The 14,457-nt window shown below is 70.0% G+C and carries 14 protein-coding genes; 8 read left to right on the forward strand and 6 right to left on the reverse strand.

The window, feature by feature from the left end:
* The first annotated feature begins 67 nt into the window (after positions 1–67).
* The gene (locus KDK82_RS00745) at positions 68–1,039 is read left to right on the forward strand and encodes a LysR family transcriptional regulator (RefSeq protein ID WP_088163730.1); all 972 of its coding nucleotides are present in this window, start codon (positions 68–70) and stop codon (positions 1,037–1,039) included.
* Between the two features lie 20 nt (positions 1,040–1,059).
* Here the strand turns inward: KDK82_RS00745 and KDK82_RS00750 are convergent, their stop codons facing one another.
* Both KDK82_RS00750 and KDK82_RS00755 read right to left on the reverse strand, forming a co-directional pair.
* Positions 1,060–3,327: a xanthine dehydrogenase family protein molybdopterin-binding subunit gene (locus KDK82_RS00750; protein ID WP_088163732.1), complete on the reverse strand. Its 2,268-nt coding sequence runs from the start codon at positions 3,325–3,327 to the stop codon at positions 1,060–1,062.
* Positions 3,328–3,341: 14 nt separating this feature from the next.
* Entirely contained in the window at positions 3,342–3,815 is a 474-nt protein-coding gene (locus tag KDK82_RS00755) for a (2Fe-2S)-binding protein (RefSeq protein WP_012207419.1), read from the reverse strand.
* 207 nt (positions 3,816–4,022) lie between these two features.
* Here KDK82_RS00755 and KDK82_RS00760 point away from each other — a divergent pair, with 207 nt between their 5' ends.
* Positions 4,023–4,229 (forward strand): hypothetical protein, encoded by a 207-nt coding sequence (locus KDK82_RS00760; protein WP_088163734.1) that lies wholly within the window; start codon positions 4,023–4,025, stop codon positions 4,227–4,229.
* 61 nt (positions 4,230–4,290) lie between these two features.
* Here KDK82_RS00760 and KDK82_RS00765 read toward each other — a convergent pair whose 3' ends face one another.
* From KDK82_RS00765 to KDK82_RS00780, 4 genes are read right to left on the reverse strand one after another with little or no spacing between them, the layout of a single operon-like run.
* Positions 4,291–5,469 (reverse strand): c-type cytochrome, encoded by a 1,179-nt coding sequence (locus KDK82_RS00765; protein WP_088163736.1) that lies wholly within the window; start codon positions 5,467–5,469, stop codon positions 4,291–4,293.
* Positions 5,470–5,481: 12 nt separating this feature from the next.
* On the reverse strand, positions 5,482–6,303 hold the full coding sequence (locus tag KDK82_RS00770; protein WP_088163738.1) for an ABC transporter ATP-binding protein: 822 nt from the start codon (positions 6,301–6,303) through the stop codon (positions 5,482–5,484).
* Entirely contained in the window at positions 6,297–7,343 is a 1,047-nt protein-coding gene (locus tag KDK82_RS00775) for an ABC transporter permease (protein WP_088163740.1), read from the reverse strand. Before KDK82_RS00775 ends, KDK82_RS00770 begins: the two co-directional genes overlap by 7 nt.
* Entirely contained in the window at positions 7,340–8,446 is a 1,107-nt protein-coding gene (locus KDK82_RS00780; protein ID WP_088163742.1) for an ABC transporter substrate-binding protein, read from the reverse strand. The genes KDK82_RS00775 and KDK82_RS00780 overlap by 4 nt, the downstream gene beginning before the upstream one ends.
* Before the next feature lie 218 nt (positions 8,447–8,664).
* Between KDK82_RS00780 and KDK82_RS00785 the strand changes: the two genes are divergently transcribed.
* The 6 genes from KDK82_RS00785 to KDK82_RS00810 all read left to right on the forward strand — a co-directional run bounded on the left by KDK82_RS00785 (position 8,665) and on the right by KDK82_RS00810 (position 14,456).
* Positions 8,665–10,080 (forward strand): O-acetylhomoserine aminocarboxypropyltransferase/cysteine synthase family protein, encoded by a 1,416-nt coding sequence (locus KDK82_RS00785; RefSeq protein ID WP_088163744.1) that lies wholly within the window; start codon positions 8,665–8,667, stop codon positions 10,078–10,080.
* Positions 10,081–10,115: 35 nt separating this feature from the next.
* A complete protein-coding gene (locus KDK82_RS00790; RefSeq protein WP_047326487.1) occupies positions 10,116–11,219 on the forward strand; it encodes an isopenicillin N synthase family oxygenase in 1,104 nt (367 codons plus the stop codon).
* Positions 11,220–11,238: 19 nt separating this feature from the next.
* A complete protein-coding gene (locus tag KDK82_RS00795; protein WP_088163746.1) occupies positions 11,239–12,051 on the forward strand; it encodes a MetQ/NlpA family ABC transporter substrate-binding protein in 813 nt (270 codons plus the stop codon).
* A gap of 13 nt (positions 12,052–12,064) precedes the next feature.
* On the forward strand, positions 12,065–13,213 hold the full coding sequence (locus KDK82_RS00800; RefSeq protein WP_088163748.1) for a methionine ABC transporter ATP-binding protein: 1,149 nt from the start codon (positions 12,065–12,067) through the stop codon (positions 13,211–13,213).
* On the forward strand, positions 13,191–13,856 hold the full coding sequence (locus KDK82_RS00805; protein WP_013800725.1) for a methionine ABC transporter permease: 666 nt from the start codon (positions 13,191–13,193) through the stop codon (positions 13,854–13,856). The genes KDK82_RS00800 and KDK82_RS00805 overlap by 23 nt, the downstream gene beginning before the upstream one ends.
* Before the next feature lie 111 nt (positions 13,857–13,967).
* Positions 13,968–14,456, forward strand: coding sequence for a VOC family protein (locus tag KDK82_RS00810; protein WP_179217829.1), 489 nt, complete (start codon positions 13,968–13,970; stop codon positions 14,454–14,456).
* The last annotated feature ends 1 nt before the right edge of the window (position 14,457 follow it).

Here is a 14,457-nt window from a genome sequence, read left to right on the forward strand (position 1 = left end):
GGGCAGGGCATGCGCAAAGGCGGGATACTGCGGCACTGTCAGCCCACGAATACCGGATTTCCGCACCATGCCCATCAATGAACTGCGCGCCATCGCCACCTTTGCCAAGGCGGTCGAGCTGGGCAGCCTGCGCCAGGCGGCGCTGTCCCAGGGCGTGAGCCCCCAGGCCGCCAGCCAGGCGGTGGCCCATCTGGAGCAGCACCTGGGCGTGCGCCTGCTGCACCGGACCACGCGCAGCCTGGCGCTGACCGAGGAGGGCCAGCGTTTCCTGCAGGACACCCAGCCGGCGCTGGCCGCGCTGGACCGCGCACTGAACCTGGCACGCGACAGCCGCGAGGGCATTGCGGGGCCGTTGCGCATCGTGGGCCCCAAGTCCTGCTTTGCGCCCGTGCTGATGCCGCTGCTCGATGAGTTCTGCCGCCTGCACCCGGGCATCGTCCCCGATGTGCGGCTGGACGACGGCATAGGCAACTGGGTGCTGGACCGGGTCGATGCGGGGTTTCGCATCGGCGCCTCGCCCGATGAAAGCGTGATCGGGCGGCGGCTGTTTCCCGTGCAGCTCATCGTCTGCGCGGCGCCGCAGTACCTGCAGCGCCATGGCGTGCCCCGGTCGCTGGACGAGCTGGCCGCGCATCGCTGCAGCATGTTCCGCCATGCGGCCACGGACACGGTGATGCCCTGGTACCTGCCGGTCGATGGCGAGCTCACGCACCGCTACCTGCAGCCGGCCCTGTCCACCAACGATGCCGAGCTGGAGCTGCATGCCGTGCTGGCCGGCCAGGTGCTGGGCCAGCTGTCCAACATCTGCGCGGCCGAGCACATCCGCGCGGGGCGCCTGGTGCCCGTGCTGCTGGCGCATGTCAGCGAGCACATCGGACTGCATGTCTACTACGGCAGCCGCGACGCGCTGCCCCGGCGCGTGCGTGCCTTCATCGACCTGGCCGTGCAGCGGCTGCAGGACTGCCCGGACTATGTGCTGACCCTGGAAGAACTGGAAAGGGCGGCGGCCGCAGGTGCCGCCGCCCTTTCCGGGGGCTGACCGGGATCAGGCCAGCTCGATCACGCCAGGTCGAACGGCAGCTTGCGCACGGGCTTGCCCGTGAGCTGCGCCACGGCGTTGGCGAAGGCCGGTGCCAGCGGCGGCAGGCCGGGCTCGCCCATGCCCGTGGGCGGCTCGGCGCTGGGCACGACGTGGACGGCGATCTCGGGCATGTCGGTGATGCGCGGCACGGCGAAGTCGCCGAAGTTGCTCTGCTCCACCACACCGTCCTTGAGCGTGATCGCCGCGCCGGGCAGGCACATGGACAGGCCCATCAGCGCCGCGCCCTGCACCTGCGCCTCGATGGTGCGCGGGTTCACGGCCAGGTTGCAGTGCACGCCGGCCGTGGCCTTGTGCAGCACCGGGCGGCCGTCCTTGACCGAGGCCTCCACCACATAGGCCACCACCGTGTCGAAGGACTCGTGCACGGCCACGCCCCAGGCGCGGCCCGCGCGCAGCTGGCGCTTGCCGTAGCCGCTCTTGTCCACGGCCAGCTGCAGGGCCAGGCGATGGCGCGGGTGCTTGTCGCCGAACATCTGCATGCGGTAGGCCACGGGGTCCTGGCGGCTGCTGCGCGCGATCTCGTCGATCAGCGTTTCCATGACGAAGGCCGTGTGGGTCGATCCCACGCTGCGCCACCACAGCACGGGCACGTTGACCTTGGGGTGGTGCACGGTCAGGCGCATGGGCAGCGGATAGGGCTCGCGCATGCCCTCCACGGCCGTGGCGTCGATGCCGTTCTTGATCATGCCGCCCTCGAACATGGTGCCCGCCGTGATGGACTGGCCCACGATGGCGTGGTCCCAGGCCAGCACCTTGCCGCGTTCGTCGAAGCCGATCCTGGCGCGGTGCAGGTGCATGGGGCGGTAGTAGCCGCCCTTGATGTCGTCCTCGCGGCTCCAGACCATGCGCACGGGAGCGTTCAGGCCGGCGCGGCGCGCGGCCAGCGCCACCTGGCAGGCCTCGACCACGTAGTCGCTGGTGCCCACGCCCCGGCGGCCAAAGCCGCCGCCGGCCATCTGCACGTGCACGCGCACCTGCTCGGGCTTGAGGCCCAGCACGCGCGCGGCGGCCATGCCGTCCACGCCCGCGAACTGCGTGCCCAGGTAGAGGTCGGCTCCCGCCTCGCCGGTCTCGCCCATCTGCACCGTGCAGTTGAGCGGCTCCATGGGCGCATGGGCCAGGTAGGGGAAGCTGAACTCGGCCTCGATATGGCGCGGCGCCTTGTCCAGCGCCGAGATGTCGGCATCGAAGTGGCGTGCGCCGGGCTGCGCGGCCAGCTCGCGGTACTGGGCCAGCTGGCGTTCGCTGTCCACCTTCTCCACGGCATCTGTGTTCCATTGCGCCTTCAGCGCCTCGCGGCCCTTGCGCGCTGGCCAGTAGCCGGTGGCGATCACGGCCACGCCTTCGCCGCCACCGTCCACGGGTACGCGCAGCACGGCCTTGACGCCGGGCACGGCACGCGCCGCAGCGTCGTCCAGCGAGGCCAGCTGTGCCTTGAACACGGGCGGGTGTGCAATCACCGCCGTCAGCTGGCCCGGCAGGTGCATGTCGATGCCGAAGCTCTGCTGGCCGCTGCTCTTGGCCCGGGCGTCGATGCGGCCCGTGGGCTTGCCGATCAGCCGGAAGTCCTTGGGATTCTTCAGCACGACGGTGGCCGGCACGGGCTGGGCCATGGCGGCCTGGGCCAGCTCGCCATACGACAGCTTCTTGCCATTGGGGCCGAGCACGAAGCCCTCGCGCGTGCGCAGCGTGGCGGCGTCCACCTTCCACTGCGCGGCGGCGGCGGCCACCAGCATGGCGCGCGCACGGGCGCCCAGCTCGCGGTACTGGGTGTAGCTGTGCTTGAGGGCGGTGGAGCCGCCCGTCATCTGGATGCCGTAGCGCGGATCGGCATAGGCCGCATCGTTGCCGCCCAGGCGTGCGCGGACCTTGCTCCAGTCGGTGTCCAGCTCCTCGGCCAGCACCAGGGGCAGGGCGGTGTGCACGCCCTGGCCGAACTCCAGGCGGTTGATGGCCACGGTGACTTCGCCGCTGGGCGAGATCTCCACGAAGGAGGCGGGCTGCTCGGTGGGCTTGAGGCCGGCAGCCTCGCCCTTGCCCGGCGCCTGCGCCATGGCGGGAAACACGCCCAGGGCCAGCGAACCGGCACCGGCGATCTTGAGGAAGCTGCGGCGGGGGATCTGTGCAAGGGCTGGCGCGTCGGCGATGGCAGCAGCGGCCTCGTCACGGTCCAGGATGTGCTGCAGGGCGCGCGGCAGTTCGGCGGGGTTGAAGGTGGTCAGCATGCGGCGTTCTCCGTTCAGCCCAGGGTGCGCGCGGCATCGGCCACGGCCGTGCGGATGCGTGCATAGGTTCCACAGCGGCAGATGTTGCCGGCCATGGCCGCGTCTATCTCCTCGCCGCTGGGCTTCTTGCCCTTGGGCAGCGACTTGAGGAAGGCCGTGGCGCTCATGATCTGCCCGCTCTGGCAATAGCCGCACTGGGCCACGTCGTGGCGCACCCAGGCATCGCGCACGGCGGTGCCCACGCGGTCGGAGCCCGAGGTCATGGCCTCGATGGTGGTGATCTTCTGGCCCGCGGCCGCCGAGATCGGCGTCACGCAGGAACGTATGGCCTGGCCATTCATGTGCACCGTGCAGGCGCCGCACAGCGCCGCGCCGCAGCCGAACTTGGTGCCGGTCATCTCCAGCGTGTCGCGCAGGGCCCACAGAATGGGCGTCTCGGGGTCCAGGTCCATGGAAACGGTCTTGCCGTTGATGGTGAGATCGGTCATCGCAGTCTCTCCTTGTTGTGGGTCAGTCAGGCAGGGGTGGGGTCCCCGCAGTAGTGTCGTGCGCAGCGGCGGCCCATGGAAGCCGGGCGCCGTCGAGGCGCGAATATAGAAAGAGGCCTTGCTTGCAACTAGTCCTGATTTGCTTGATGCATTGGCAAGTGCAAGTTGCGAATGGGGCGCAAGGGCTTGATCACATAGGAGAGCACCATGTCCAAGGAACTCGTTCACTCGATGCAACCGCAAGCCGCGTTGTGCGTAGACGTTGCTGATTTAGCCTTGCGCCTCAAGGTCGAAGCCGCCCGTGCTTGCATGCGCGCTGGCCTGGGTCATTCAAATGAGGAAGTTGAGGCCACATTCGCTGCCAGGCGAAAGCAGGTCGCCGCAGATCAGAGAAACAAGGCGTCTGAACGATGAAAAGGAGCAAGTTCGCGCCGAGACGCTGAGGCTGTAGCGCCCCGGACCCAGGATGGCTCGTTCAATGCACAAACCCACCCTTGATGAACCGCACGGGCTCGGCGTCCATGCGTGCAATCAGCGCGCCCAGGCCATCGGCCACTGCGCCAGTGCCGGAGGTGGTCTTGGCCGCCGTGTCCGTGCGGCAGACCAGGTCGTCCTCCGACCAGCCCTGGGCGCCCGGACGCGATAGCGCGCGCAGCCAGCCGCTGCGGTCGCCCAGCCATTGCATGCCCTGCAGCTGCTCCGAGCCGCTGAGCAGGGCCATGGCCTGCCAGGCGCGCGGGTCGTTGACGGTGCAGTCCAGGGCGCTGGCGGCGCGGTTGCCGCCATCGGGCGACAGCTGCAGGCTGACCAGGCGCGGGTCTTCCTGCACCGGGCCGCTGCCTGCCACCACCCTCAGCCGCTGCTGGCGGCTTTGCCAGGTGCTCAGGCGGCGTGCGGGCTGGCCTGCGCACTGCACGGCCATGTCGGGAAGGCCCACGGGATAGGGCCAGTTGCCGGCGATCTGCAGCATCTGGCCTGCGGCGCGGGCCTTCATGAAGTCGATCAGGGCCCAGGCGTCGTCGCTGGACAGCCGGTCGGCCTGGCCGTGTGCCCGTGCGCCGTCGCCAGACTCCACGGGGCGGCGGTCATGAAGAATGGCCCAGAGCAATTCCCCATCGGCGCGGCGCCACAGCAGCGGGCTGGTGAAGTTGGGGGGCCAGACCGGCTGGCTGGCGGCCAGCGGGCCGTGGCCCCGGCCATCGGCACCGTGGCAGGCCGCGCAGTGCTGGGCATAGACCGCGCCGCCGCGCGCAATGCTCTCCACGCTGAAGCCCGTGGGCGAGGCATGGAAGCTGGTGGCATGCGCGGGCACCAGGATCAGGTCGGCACGCGGCCAGGGGGCCAGCAGCAGGGCGAGCGCGGCCAGCGCGGTCAGCACCAGGGCCGGCAGGCGGATGCGGCGCAGCACCAGGACCAGCAACAGCAAAACGATGGCGGTGGCCACGGCCGCCAGCGACCACAGCATGCCCCGGGCCTGGCCGAGGTCGATCAGCAGGTTTTCGCCGGACAGGCGCAGGGCCCAGGGCCAGGCGGGCTGCCCATCCACCGTGCCGGCCAGGCCCAGGCCATGCAGCAGCTGCAGCAGGCCGACCTGGGCCTGCTGCATGGCGCCGATCAAGGGGTTGAGCCAGTCGGGGGAGTCGCTGCGTTGCATCGGATGCGGGCGCTACCAGGTCTGGTCCAGGCCCAGGTGGCGCAGGGCCTCGTGGCGCAGCTCGGACAGGCGGGCATGGCCGCGCTGGCGCGGGTAGGGCAGGTCCACATCGATCTCGGCCACGATGCGGGCGGGTCGCTGGCTGAAGACCAGCACGCGGTGGGCCAGGAAGAGGGCCTCTTCCACATCGTGGGTGACCAGCAGCACGGAAAAGCCTGCGCGCTGCCAGATCTTGAGGATCTCGCTTTGCATGGCCAGCCGCGTCAGCGAGTCGAGCTTGCCCAGCGGCTCGTCCAGTATCAGCAGGCGCGGGTCGTTGACCAGGGCGCGCGCCAGGGCCGCGCGCTGTGCCATGCCGCCCGACAGCTGGTGGGGATGGCTGTCCGCGAAATCCTCCAGCCCCACCAGGCGCAGGGCCTCGTCGATGCGGTGGGCCTGGCTGTCCAGCAGGCCGCGTGCCTGCAGGCCCAGGGCCACGTTGCCGCGCACCGTGCGCCAGGGAAACAGCGTGGGGTCCTGGAAGACGACGATGCGCGAGGGATCGGGCTCGGTGATGGCCGTGCCGTCCTGCGCGACGGCGCCGGCCGTGGGCGCGTCCAGCCCGGCCACCAGGCGCAGCAGCGTGGACTTGCCGCAGCCGCTGGGGCCCAGCAGGGCGACGAACTCGCCGGGCCGCACCTGCAGGTTGACCTCGTCGAGCACCTGCAGCGCGCCCTGCCCCTGGCCGAACCAGTGGCTGACGGCCTGCACATCGATGGCCGCGCCGGCTAGGGCCGCCCCGGCGATGGCGGGCGTGGCTGCGGCGTTGGCGGCGTGTTCTGCGGCAATCACCATTTGACGGTTCCCTTCTGCCACGACAGCGTGCGGTCGCGCACGGTGAACAGCAGCGTGATCAGGCCCGAGCACAGCACGGCCATGACCAGCAGCGCCGTGTACATGTTGGCGTAGGCTGCCCAGCCCTGGGCCCACTGCAGATACCAGCCCAGGCCGGCCTTGACGCCCATCATCTCGGCCGTGATCAGCACCGAGAACGAGGCGCCCAGCCCCATGAACAGGCCCACGAAGACCTGGGGCAGGGCGGCCGGGATGGCCACGCGCAGCACCAGGAACCAGGGCGATGCGCCCAGCGTGCGCGCCACGTCGTAGTAGCTCTTGCTGACCGATGCCACGCCCGACCAGGTCAGCACGGCCACCGGAAAGAACGTGGCCAGCGCCACCAGGAACACGGCTGCCGAGTAGCTGGACGGCGCGAAGAAAAAGGCCAGCGGCAGCAGGGCCGAGGCCGGCACCGGCCCCAGGAAGCGCAGCAGCGGATGCACCCAGTAGCCCGCGATGCGCGACCAGCCTATCCACACGCCCGTGAGAAACCCGATCACCGCGCCGAACACGATGCCGTTGAGCAGCAGCCGCAGCGAATACAGCGTGGACAGGCCCAGGCGCTGCCAGTCCTCATGGACCACGTCGATCAGGCTTTGCGGTGGTGCGAAGAACGGCGGCGGCAGCGCGCCGAGCTTGGCCGTCAGCGTCTCCCACAGCGCCAGCAGCAGTGGTGCCGCCACCAGCCAGGCACCGGCCGGGCGCAGCCAGCGATCAACCCGCCGTACGCGCCGTACAGGCAGCACGGCCGATGCCAGCAGCAACAGGGCCACGACCAGGGCGGCAATGCCGAATTCCTGCGTGAACGCCCATTCGCTGAAGCCGATCTCCTTGTTGGGCCACAGCAGGGTCAGCATGCCCAGGCCGGCCCAGGCGGCGGCGGCCAGCAGGCCGGTGCGCCAGGGGCCTGCCTTGCGCGAGTCCTGCGCCTGTTCCCGTTCCAGGCCGGGTGCGGCATCCGTGGCGCCCAGGCGCCAGCGTGGTCTTGCGGTGCTCATGCGAGGACGTCCAGCGTGATGTGGCTGGCAAAGCGGCCAGGGTCGGTCTGCTTCTTGAGCACGCCGGCCGTGCGGAAGTCGGCCGCAAAGGCCTGGACCTCGTCGCGCAGCGGCTTGCCGTGCGGATGGTGCTTGAAGGTCAGCTCGGCCAGCAGGCGCTGCAGGTCTTCGACGGGCACCTTGGGCGAGTACTTGGCAAAGATCTTCGCCGTTTCATTGGGGTTCTCGGCGATGTAGTCCGAGGCCTGGGTCAGCGCGCGCACCACGCTGGCCGCTGCGGGCTTGTTGGCCCGGGCGAACTTTGCGCCTGCGCCGATCACGCAGCAAATGCTTTCGGCGTACTCGTTCTTGGCGCTGTTGCCCAGTTCGAGGAAGGTGCCGGGGTTGCGTTTCTCGATCAGGTAGAGATTGGGGTCGCCGTCGGCAATGGCCTGGATCTCGCCCTTCTTGGCGGCCACATCCAGCAGGTCGGCCGGGTAGACGCGCCATTCGATGTCCTTGTCCACATCCAGGCCGCGCTTGGCCAGGTGGATGGAATAGAACTGCTTGGCCGGGCTGTTGAGATCGGCCACGCCGATGGTCTTGCCCTTGAGCGTCCTGGGGTCCAGCGTGACGCCGGCCGACTTCAGGCCGACCAGGCGCAGGCAGCCGCCGTGCACGCTGCCGATGAGCTTGACATCCAGCCCCGCCTCCAGCGGCTTGATCCAGCGGTGGATCAGGCCCGCGCCCGCATCGGCCTTGCCCGTGGCCAGCGCCTCCAGCAACTGGTCGGCCGAGCCGCCCCAGTTCAGCAGCTCCACGTCCAGGCCGTTGCGCTCGAAAAAGCCGCGCTCCAGCGCCACGGGAATGGGCGAATGGCAGAAGCTGGCCTGGCTCCAGGCAAAGGTGATCTTCTGGCGCGGCTGCGCCCCGGCGCGGCCGCTGAACCAGGCGGCCGATCCCAGCGCGCCGGCTGCGGCGCCGGCGCGGATCAGGGCGCGGCGCGAGAGCGAGGGCTCGGTCGCCTCGGGAGCATCGAGCGCCCCGAAAGCACCGCAATCGGCGCCATGGGCGCAGCGGCTGTCCTGGGTCCTGTCGATCTCGGTCTGGGTCTTGCGGGTCATGGAACTCCCTCCAAAGCAGTTTCGGGACTGCCGATGCTGTCCGCTGAGTGCCGTGTTTCCAACGACGCAAAACGCGCATCCATATGTGCGTGGCAACTAGGAAGGGCGCGGCCCGGCGACATGCGCAAACCGAATAAGCGAACGCGTTTTTCTTCGTAGTGCGCAGGGCGCGGGCTTCGAATAATGGGCTGCATCGACCACTCATACGGAGTCCATGCATGACCTCAGCGACCGGCACCGAGTCCGCCCCGCACGACGCAGCCAGCGATGCGCTGTGGCAGCAGGACACCCAGGCCCTGCACGCCGGCTACCGGGGGCGCGAGCAGCAGCGCAGCGCGGCCGTGCCCATCTACCAGAGCACCTCCTTCGTGTTCGACAGCGCCCAGCACGGCGCCAACCTGTTCGGCCTGGTGGAGGAGGGCGATGTGTACTCGCGTACGGCCAACCCCACGCTGGCGGTGCTGGAGCAGCGCATTGCGGCTCTCGAAGACGGCGTGGCCGCGCTGGCCCTGGCCTCGGGCATGGCCGCCATCGACGTGGCGCTGGCCACGCTGGCCAGTGCGGGCGACCATGTGGTCGTGGCCTCGCAGCTGTATGGCGGCACGCACAACTTCATCGCCCATGTGCTGGCCTCGCGCGGCGTGCAGAGCACGGCCGTGGCCAAGGATGATTTCCAGGCGTTGCGCCGGGCGATAGGGCCGCGCACCAAGGCCGTGTTCGTGGAGTCCGTGGGCAATCCATCGGGCGGCATTGCCGACCTGCGCCAGCTGGCCGACATCAGCCATGCGGCGGGCGTGGCCCTGGTGGTGGACAACACCGTGGCTTCGCCGCTGCTGCTGCGGCCCTTCGACTGGGGCGCCGACATCGTCGTGCATTCGGCCACCAAGGCCATCGGCGGCCACGGCAATGTGCTGGGCGGGCTGATCGTGGACAGCGGCCGCTTCGACTGGGTGGCGCACGCGGGGCGCTACCCGCAGTTCAGCGCGCCCGAGCCGGCCTACCAGGGCTTTGTCTTCACCGAGAAATTTCCCGACCGGGCCTTCATCGCGCGGGCCCGTGCCGTGCTGCTGCGCAACTGCGGCGCGGCGCTGGCGCCGCACAGCGCCTTCCTGCTGCTGCAGGGCCTGGAGACGCTGGGCCTGCGCCAGGAGCGCGCCAGCCGCAACACGCTGGCCGTGATCGATTTCCTGCAGCGCCATCCGCTGGTGGAGCGCATACACCACGCCAGCCAGAGTGGCCACGCCGACCACGCGCTGGCCCTGCGCCAGTTGCGCGGCGGGCATGTGCCGGCGCTGCTGGGCTTCGAGCTGCGCGGCGGCCGGCGGGCGGCGCGTGCCTTCTATGACGCGCTGCGCCTGTTCCTGCGCCTGGTCAACATCGGCGACAGCAAGTCGCTGGCCGCCATTCCTGCCGAGACCACGCACAGCCTGCTCAGCGACGAGGAGCTGGCGCGCGTGGGCATTGCGCCCGGGCTGGTGCGCCTGTCCATAGGCATTGAGCACCCGCAGGACCTGCTGGCCGACCTGGCGCAGGCGCTGGAGCAGGCGCAGGGCCAGGCGGGGGTGGCTGCCGAACGCGAACAAAGCCGCGAGCAAGACCACGAGCAAGACCGCGATCAGCGCCTGGCGGCCTGAGCGCCCCTTCCTTCCCACTTTCCTGGCAGCACAGCATGAGCACCTTGACAGCATCCACTCTCGACGCGCCCGCCGCCACAGCGGCAACCCCGGCCCTGCCCGTCATCGATCTGCAGGCCCTGCGCGACCCGGCCACGCAGGCCCAGGCGCTGCGCCAGCTGGCGCGCACGGCGCGCGACACCGGCTTCTTCTACCTGGAAGGGCACGGCATAGGCCGGGACGCATGGCAGGGCATACAGCGGCGCGCGCGCGAATTCTTTGCGCAGCCGCTGGCCGACAAGCAGGCGCTGGCCATTGCCAACACGCGGCACTTCCGGGGCTATACGGCCGTGGGCATGGAGATCACGCGCCAGCGGCCCGACCAGCGCGAGCAGATCGACCTGGGCGAGGAGTCGCCCGAGATTCCCGCAGGCCCCGGCGTGCCGGACTGGAAGGGGCTGCAAGGCCCCAACCAGTGGCCGCAGGCCCTGCCCGGGTTCCGCGAGGAGGTGCTGGCCTGGCAGGCGGCAGCGCATGGTGTGGCGCTGGAGCTGCTGCGCCACTTCGTGGCCGCGCTGCAGCTGCCCGAGGGCGCGCTGGACGCCCTGGTCAGCGGCCTGCCTGCGCACCGCATCAAGATCATCCACTACCCGGGCAGCGAGCTGGGCGCGGCCGGCCAGGGCGTGGGCGCGCACAAGGACGGCGGCCTCCTGACCCTGCTGCTGCAGGACGAGGTGGGCGGGCTGCAGGTGGAGACGCCGGCCGGCTGGGTCGATGTGCCGCCGCGCGACGGGGCCTTCGTCATCAACATCGGCGAGATGCTGGAGCTGGCCACCAACGGCTATCTGCGCGCCAACGTGCATCGCGTGCTGGTGCCGCGCGCGGGCGTGCAGCGCTACTCCATCGCCTACTTCCTGGCGCCGCGCCTGGACCTGGGCCAGGTCCCGCTGCTGACCCTGCCGCCCGAGCTGGCCGTGCTGGCCACGGGGCCGCAGAGCGACCCGGACAACCCGCTGTTCAGCCATGTGGGCGAGAACGCGCTCAAGGGCCGCGTGCGCTCCCACCTGGATGTGGCCCAGCGCTTCTATCCCGAGCATTTCGCCCGCCTGCAGGCCCAGGCCCGCGCGGCCGGCCGTGAGTTGCACCCTGGTGCCTATTGATTCTTGAAAGGACTGTGCGATGGACAAGCGAGTATTTCTGCGGGGACTGGCGGCGGGGGCCTCGGTGGCGGCGATGTCAGGCGCCATCCGCGCCGCGCAGGCCGGCCCGCTGCGCGTGGGCGTGCGCGGCGGCGTGGACGAGGAAATCTGGGAGGTGGTGACCCGCGTGGCGCGCGAGCAGGGGCTGCAGGTCAAGCCCGTGGTCATCAGCGGCGCGGCCAGCCCCAACGAGGCGCTGAACAACGGCGACATCGAGGCCAACTCCTTCCAGCATGTGCCGTTCCTGCGCGACCAGAACCAGCAGCGCGGCTACCGGCTGGTGGCGGCCGGCGACACCTACATCTCGCCCATCGCCTTCTATTCGAAAAAACACAAACGCCTGGCCGACCTGCCCGCTGGCGCACGCCTGGGCATTCCCAACGATCCCAGCAACCAGACGCGCGCGCTGGTGGTGCTGCAGGACCAGGGCATCCTGAAGCTGCGCGAGGGCTTCGACCCCTTCAAGGGCACGGCGGGCCTGGGCGACATCGCCAGCTACCAGAAGAAGGTGCAGCTGGTGGAGGCGGCCTCGGTGGTGCTGGCGCGCTCGCTGGACGATCTCGATGCCTCGGCCATCGTCAACAGCTTTGCCTACCAGGCGGGGCTGATCGCCACGCGCGATGGCATTGCCATCGAAAGGCGCGAGCGCAATCCCTACGTGAACATCATTGCCGTGCACGAGCGCGACCGCGCTGCACCCTGGGTCGCGGCCCTGCTGCGCGCCTACCAGTCCGAGCCCGTGCGCCAGTTCATCGTGAGCAGGTACCAGGGCTCGGTGCTGCCGGCCTTCTGAGGCGTGTAAGGCAATGAAGGTGGAACAGGCGGCGGCCGGCGAGCCCCATGCAATCGATGCGCTGCAGCGGCCGCACATCGTCTTCGAGGGCGTGCGCAAGCACTACCCGGGCACGGGCACGGGCACGGGAAGGAGCGCGGGCGAGCCCGTGCACGCACTGCAGGCGCTGAGCTTCGAGGTGGCGCGTGCCGAGGTGTTCGGCATCATCGGCCGCAGCGGCGCCGGCAAATCCACGCTGCTGCGCACCATCAATGCGCTGGAGCGGCCCAGCAGCGGCCGCGTGCTGGTGGACGGCACCGATGTCGCCACGCTGGACGAGGACGCGCTGGTGGCGCTGCGCCGGCGCATCGGCATGATCTTCCAGCACTTCAACCTCCTGTCCTCGCGCACGGTGTACGAGAACGTGGCCCTGCCGCTGCAGGCCGCGGGCTGGCGGCCCGCGCTCGTGCGCGCGCGGGTGGACGAGCTGCTGGCCCTGGTGGGGCTGGCGGACAAGAGCGGCGCCTATCCGGCCCAGCTCTCGGGCGGGCAAAAGCAGCGCGTGGGCATTGCGCGCGCGCTGGTGCACGAGCCCGAAATCCTGCTGTGCGACGAGGCCACCTCTGCCCTGGACCCCGAGACCACGCAGTCCATCCTGGAGCTGCTGCGCGAGATCAACCGCAAGCTGCAGCTGACCATCGTGCTCATCACGCACGACATGGCCGTGATCCGCGAGGTCTGCGATCGCGTGCTGGTGCTGGATCAGGGCCGGCTGCAGGAGATCGGCGAGGTCTGGCAGCTGTTTGCGGCACCGCGCTCGGAGGCGGCGCGTGCGCTGCTGCGGCCGCTGCGGCAGGCCTTGACGGCCGACCTGGAACTGGTGGCGGAGGCCGATGGCCCGGAGGCCGTCGCCGTGCTGGCCATCGGATGGGCCGACGGCGGCAGCCAGCAGGGCCTGCCGCTGGCGCAGCTTCAAGTGCTGGGCCCGCGTGCCCGCTTGCTGCAGGGCGGGCTGGACTGCATGCGCGGGCGTTCGCAGGGCCGCCTGCTGGTGGGCGTGCCGGTGCAGGATCTGCCGTCGTCGCTCTCCCCGCTCTCGCAGGACGCGCTGTCTTCCCTTCAACAGGCGCTGGGCGCCGATTCACTGCAACTGCTTGGCCATGTCCCTGCCCCCGCTCGATAAATACCTGCAGGCCTTTCTGGAAACCCTGCTGATGGCGGGCGCGTCCTCGCTGATCGCCATCGTTGCCGGGCTGGCGCTGGCCATCGTGCTGCACACCACGGCGCCGGGCGGGCTCTACGCCAGGCCGCGGCTGTACCGGGGGCTGTCGGCGGCAGTGAACATCGGCCGGGCCATTCCCTTCATCATCCTGCTGGTGGCCCTGCTGCCGGTGACGCGCGCCATCGTGGGCACCACGCTGGGCACCTGGGCGGCGGTGGTGCCGCTGTCGGCCAACCTGATTCCGTTCTTTGCGCGCATCGCCCAGGTCAGCCTGGGCGAGGTGGACGGCGGCCTGGTGGAGGCGGCGCGCGCCATGGGCCTGCGCCGCCCGCAGATCGTGCGCCAGGTGCTGCTGCCCGAGGCGCTGCCGGGCCTGATCGGCGGCATGACCGTGAGCGTGATCGCCATGGTCAATGCCTCGGCCATGGCGGGCGCCGTGGGGGCGGGCGGCCTGGGCGACCTGGCCATCCGCTACGGCTACGAGCGCTATGAGACGCGCGTGATGTTCGAAGTCATCGTCATCCTGGTGGCCCTGGTGTCGGTGCTGCAGTTCGGTGGCGAATGGCTGGCGCGCCGTGCCGACCACCGGCGTTCGATCTCTTGAGATGATTTGGAAATAACAGACTGAATTTTTATTATTTTTGGTTTTTTCGACTTGTCTCGACAATGGCCTGCAGCAGCATTCGGGCTGCTGATTCTTTTCCGAGACGCTTCGATGACCCACACCACACGCCCCGCCTGGCCTTCCCCTCTTGCCGGCCGCACTGCCATGAAGCCGGGCGTGGCCATCGTCTGTGGCGTCCACCATGTCCAGCTGTCCTTCCCGGCGCGCGCCCAGGCGGCCATGGAGCGCTTTTATGGCGAAGTGCTGGGCCTGTCTGCACTGACCGTTGCCGGGCGTCCGGGCCTGAGCTTTCTGGCCGGCGGTCAGCGCATCGATCTGGTGCCCTACAAGGGGCAGTCCGGCGGCACCGAGCGCGCGGCGGGCAACCTGGTGCACCTGGCGCTGACGGTCAGCGACGTGGATGCGCTGCGCCAGCAGTTGCTGGTGCACGGCGGCCTGGCGCTGGAGGTGGCGCCCGTGAGCGAGGGCCGGCGCTGCTATGCGCGCGACCCCGCAGGCAATCTGATCGAGCTGCTGGAGCTGCCCCGCGAGGCGGTGGCCGATGCTCCGGATGAGCCGGCCGTGGCCTGTTCGGCCTGAA

It is taken from the genome of Delftia sp. K82, assembly GCF_002193035.1.
Lineage (GTDB): Bacteria > Pseudomonadota > Gammaproteobacteria > Burkholderiales > Burkholderiaceae_C > Comamonas > Comamonas acidovorans.

Coding starts and splice junctions, on each gene's coding strand:
- KDK82_RS00745 (WP_088163730.1), top strand. CDS start 68: ATGCCCATCAATGAACTGCGCGCCATCGCCACCTTTGCCAAGGCGGTC.
- KDK82_RS00750 (WP_088163732.1), bottom strand. CDS start 3,327: ATGCTGACCACCTTCAACCCCGCCGAACTGCCGCGCGCCCTGCAGCAC.
- KDK82_RS00755 (WP_012207419.1), bottom strand. CDS start 3,815: ATGACCGATCTCACCATCAACGGCAAGACCGTTTCCATGGACCTGGAC.
- KDK82_RS00760 (WP_088163734.1), top strand. CDS start 4,023: ATGTCCAAGGAACTCGTTCACTCGATGCAACCGCAAGCCGCGTTGTGC.
- KDK82_RS00765 (WP_088163736.1), bottom strand. CDS start 5,469: ATGCAACGCAGCGACTCCCCCGACTGGCTCAACCCCTTGATCGGCGCC.
- KDK82_RS00770 (WP_088163738.1), bottom strand. CDS start 6,303: ATGGTGATTGCCGCAGAACACGCCGCCAACGCCGCAGCCACGCCCGCC.
- KDK82_RS00775 (WP_088163740.1), bottom strand. CDS start 7,343: ATGAGCACCGCAAGACCACGCTGGCGCCTGGGCGCCACGGATGCCGCA.
- KDK82_RS00780 (WP_088163742.1), bottom strand. CDS start 8,446: ATGACCCGCAAGACCCAGACCGAGATCGACAGGACCCAGGACAGCCGC.
- KDK82_RS00785 (WP_088163744.1), top strand. CDS start 8,665: ATGACCTCAGCGACCGGCACCGAGTCCGCCCCGCACGACGCAGCCAGC.
- KDK82_RS00790 (WP_047326487.1), top strand. CDS start 10,116: ATGAGCACCTTGACAGCATCCACTCTCGACGCGCCCGCCGCCACAGCG.
- KDK82_RS00795 (WP_088163746.1), top strand. CDS start 11,239: ATGGACAAGCGAGTATTTCTGCGGGGACTGGCGGCGGGGGCCTCGGTG.
- KDK82_RS00800 (WP_088163748.1), top strand. CDS start 12,065: ATGAAGGTGGAACAGGCGGCGGCCGGCGAGCCCCATGCAATCGATGCG.
- KDK82_RS00805 (WP_013800725.1), top strand. CDS start 13,191: ATGTCCCTGCCCCCGCTCGATAAATACCTGCAGGCCTTTCTGGAAACC.
- KDK82_RS00810 (WP_179217829.1), top strand. CDS start 13,968: ATGACCCACACCACACGCCCCGCCTGGCCTTCCCCTCTTGCCGGCCGC.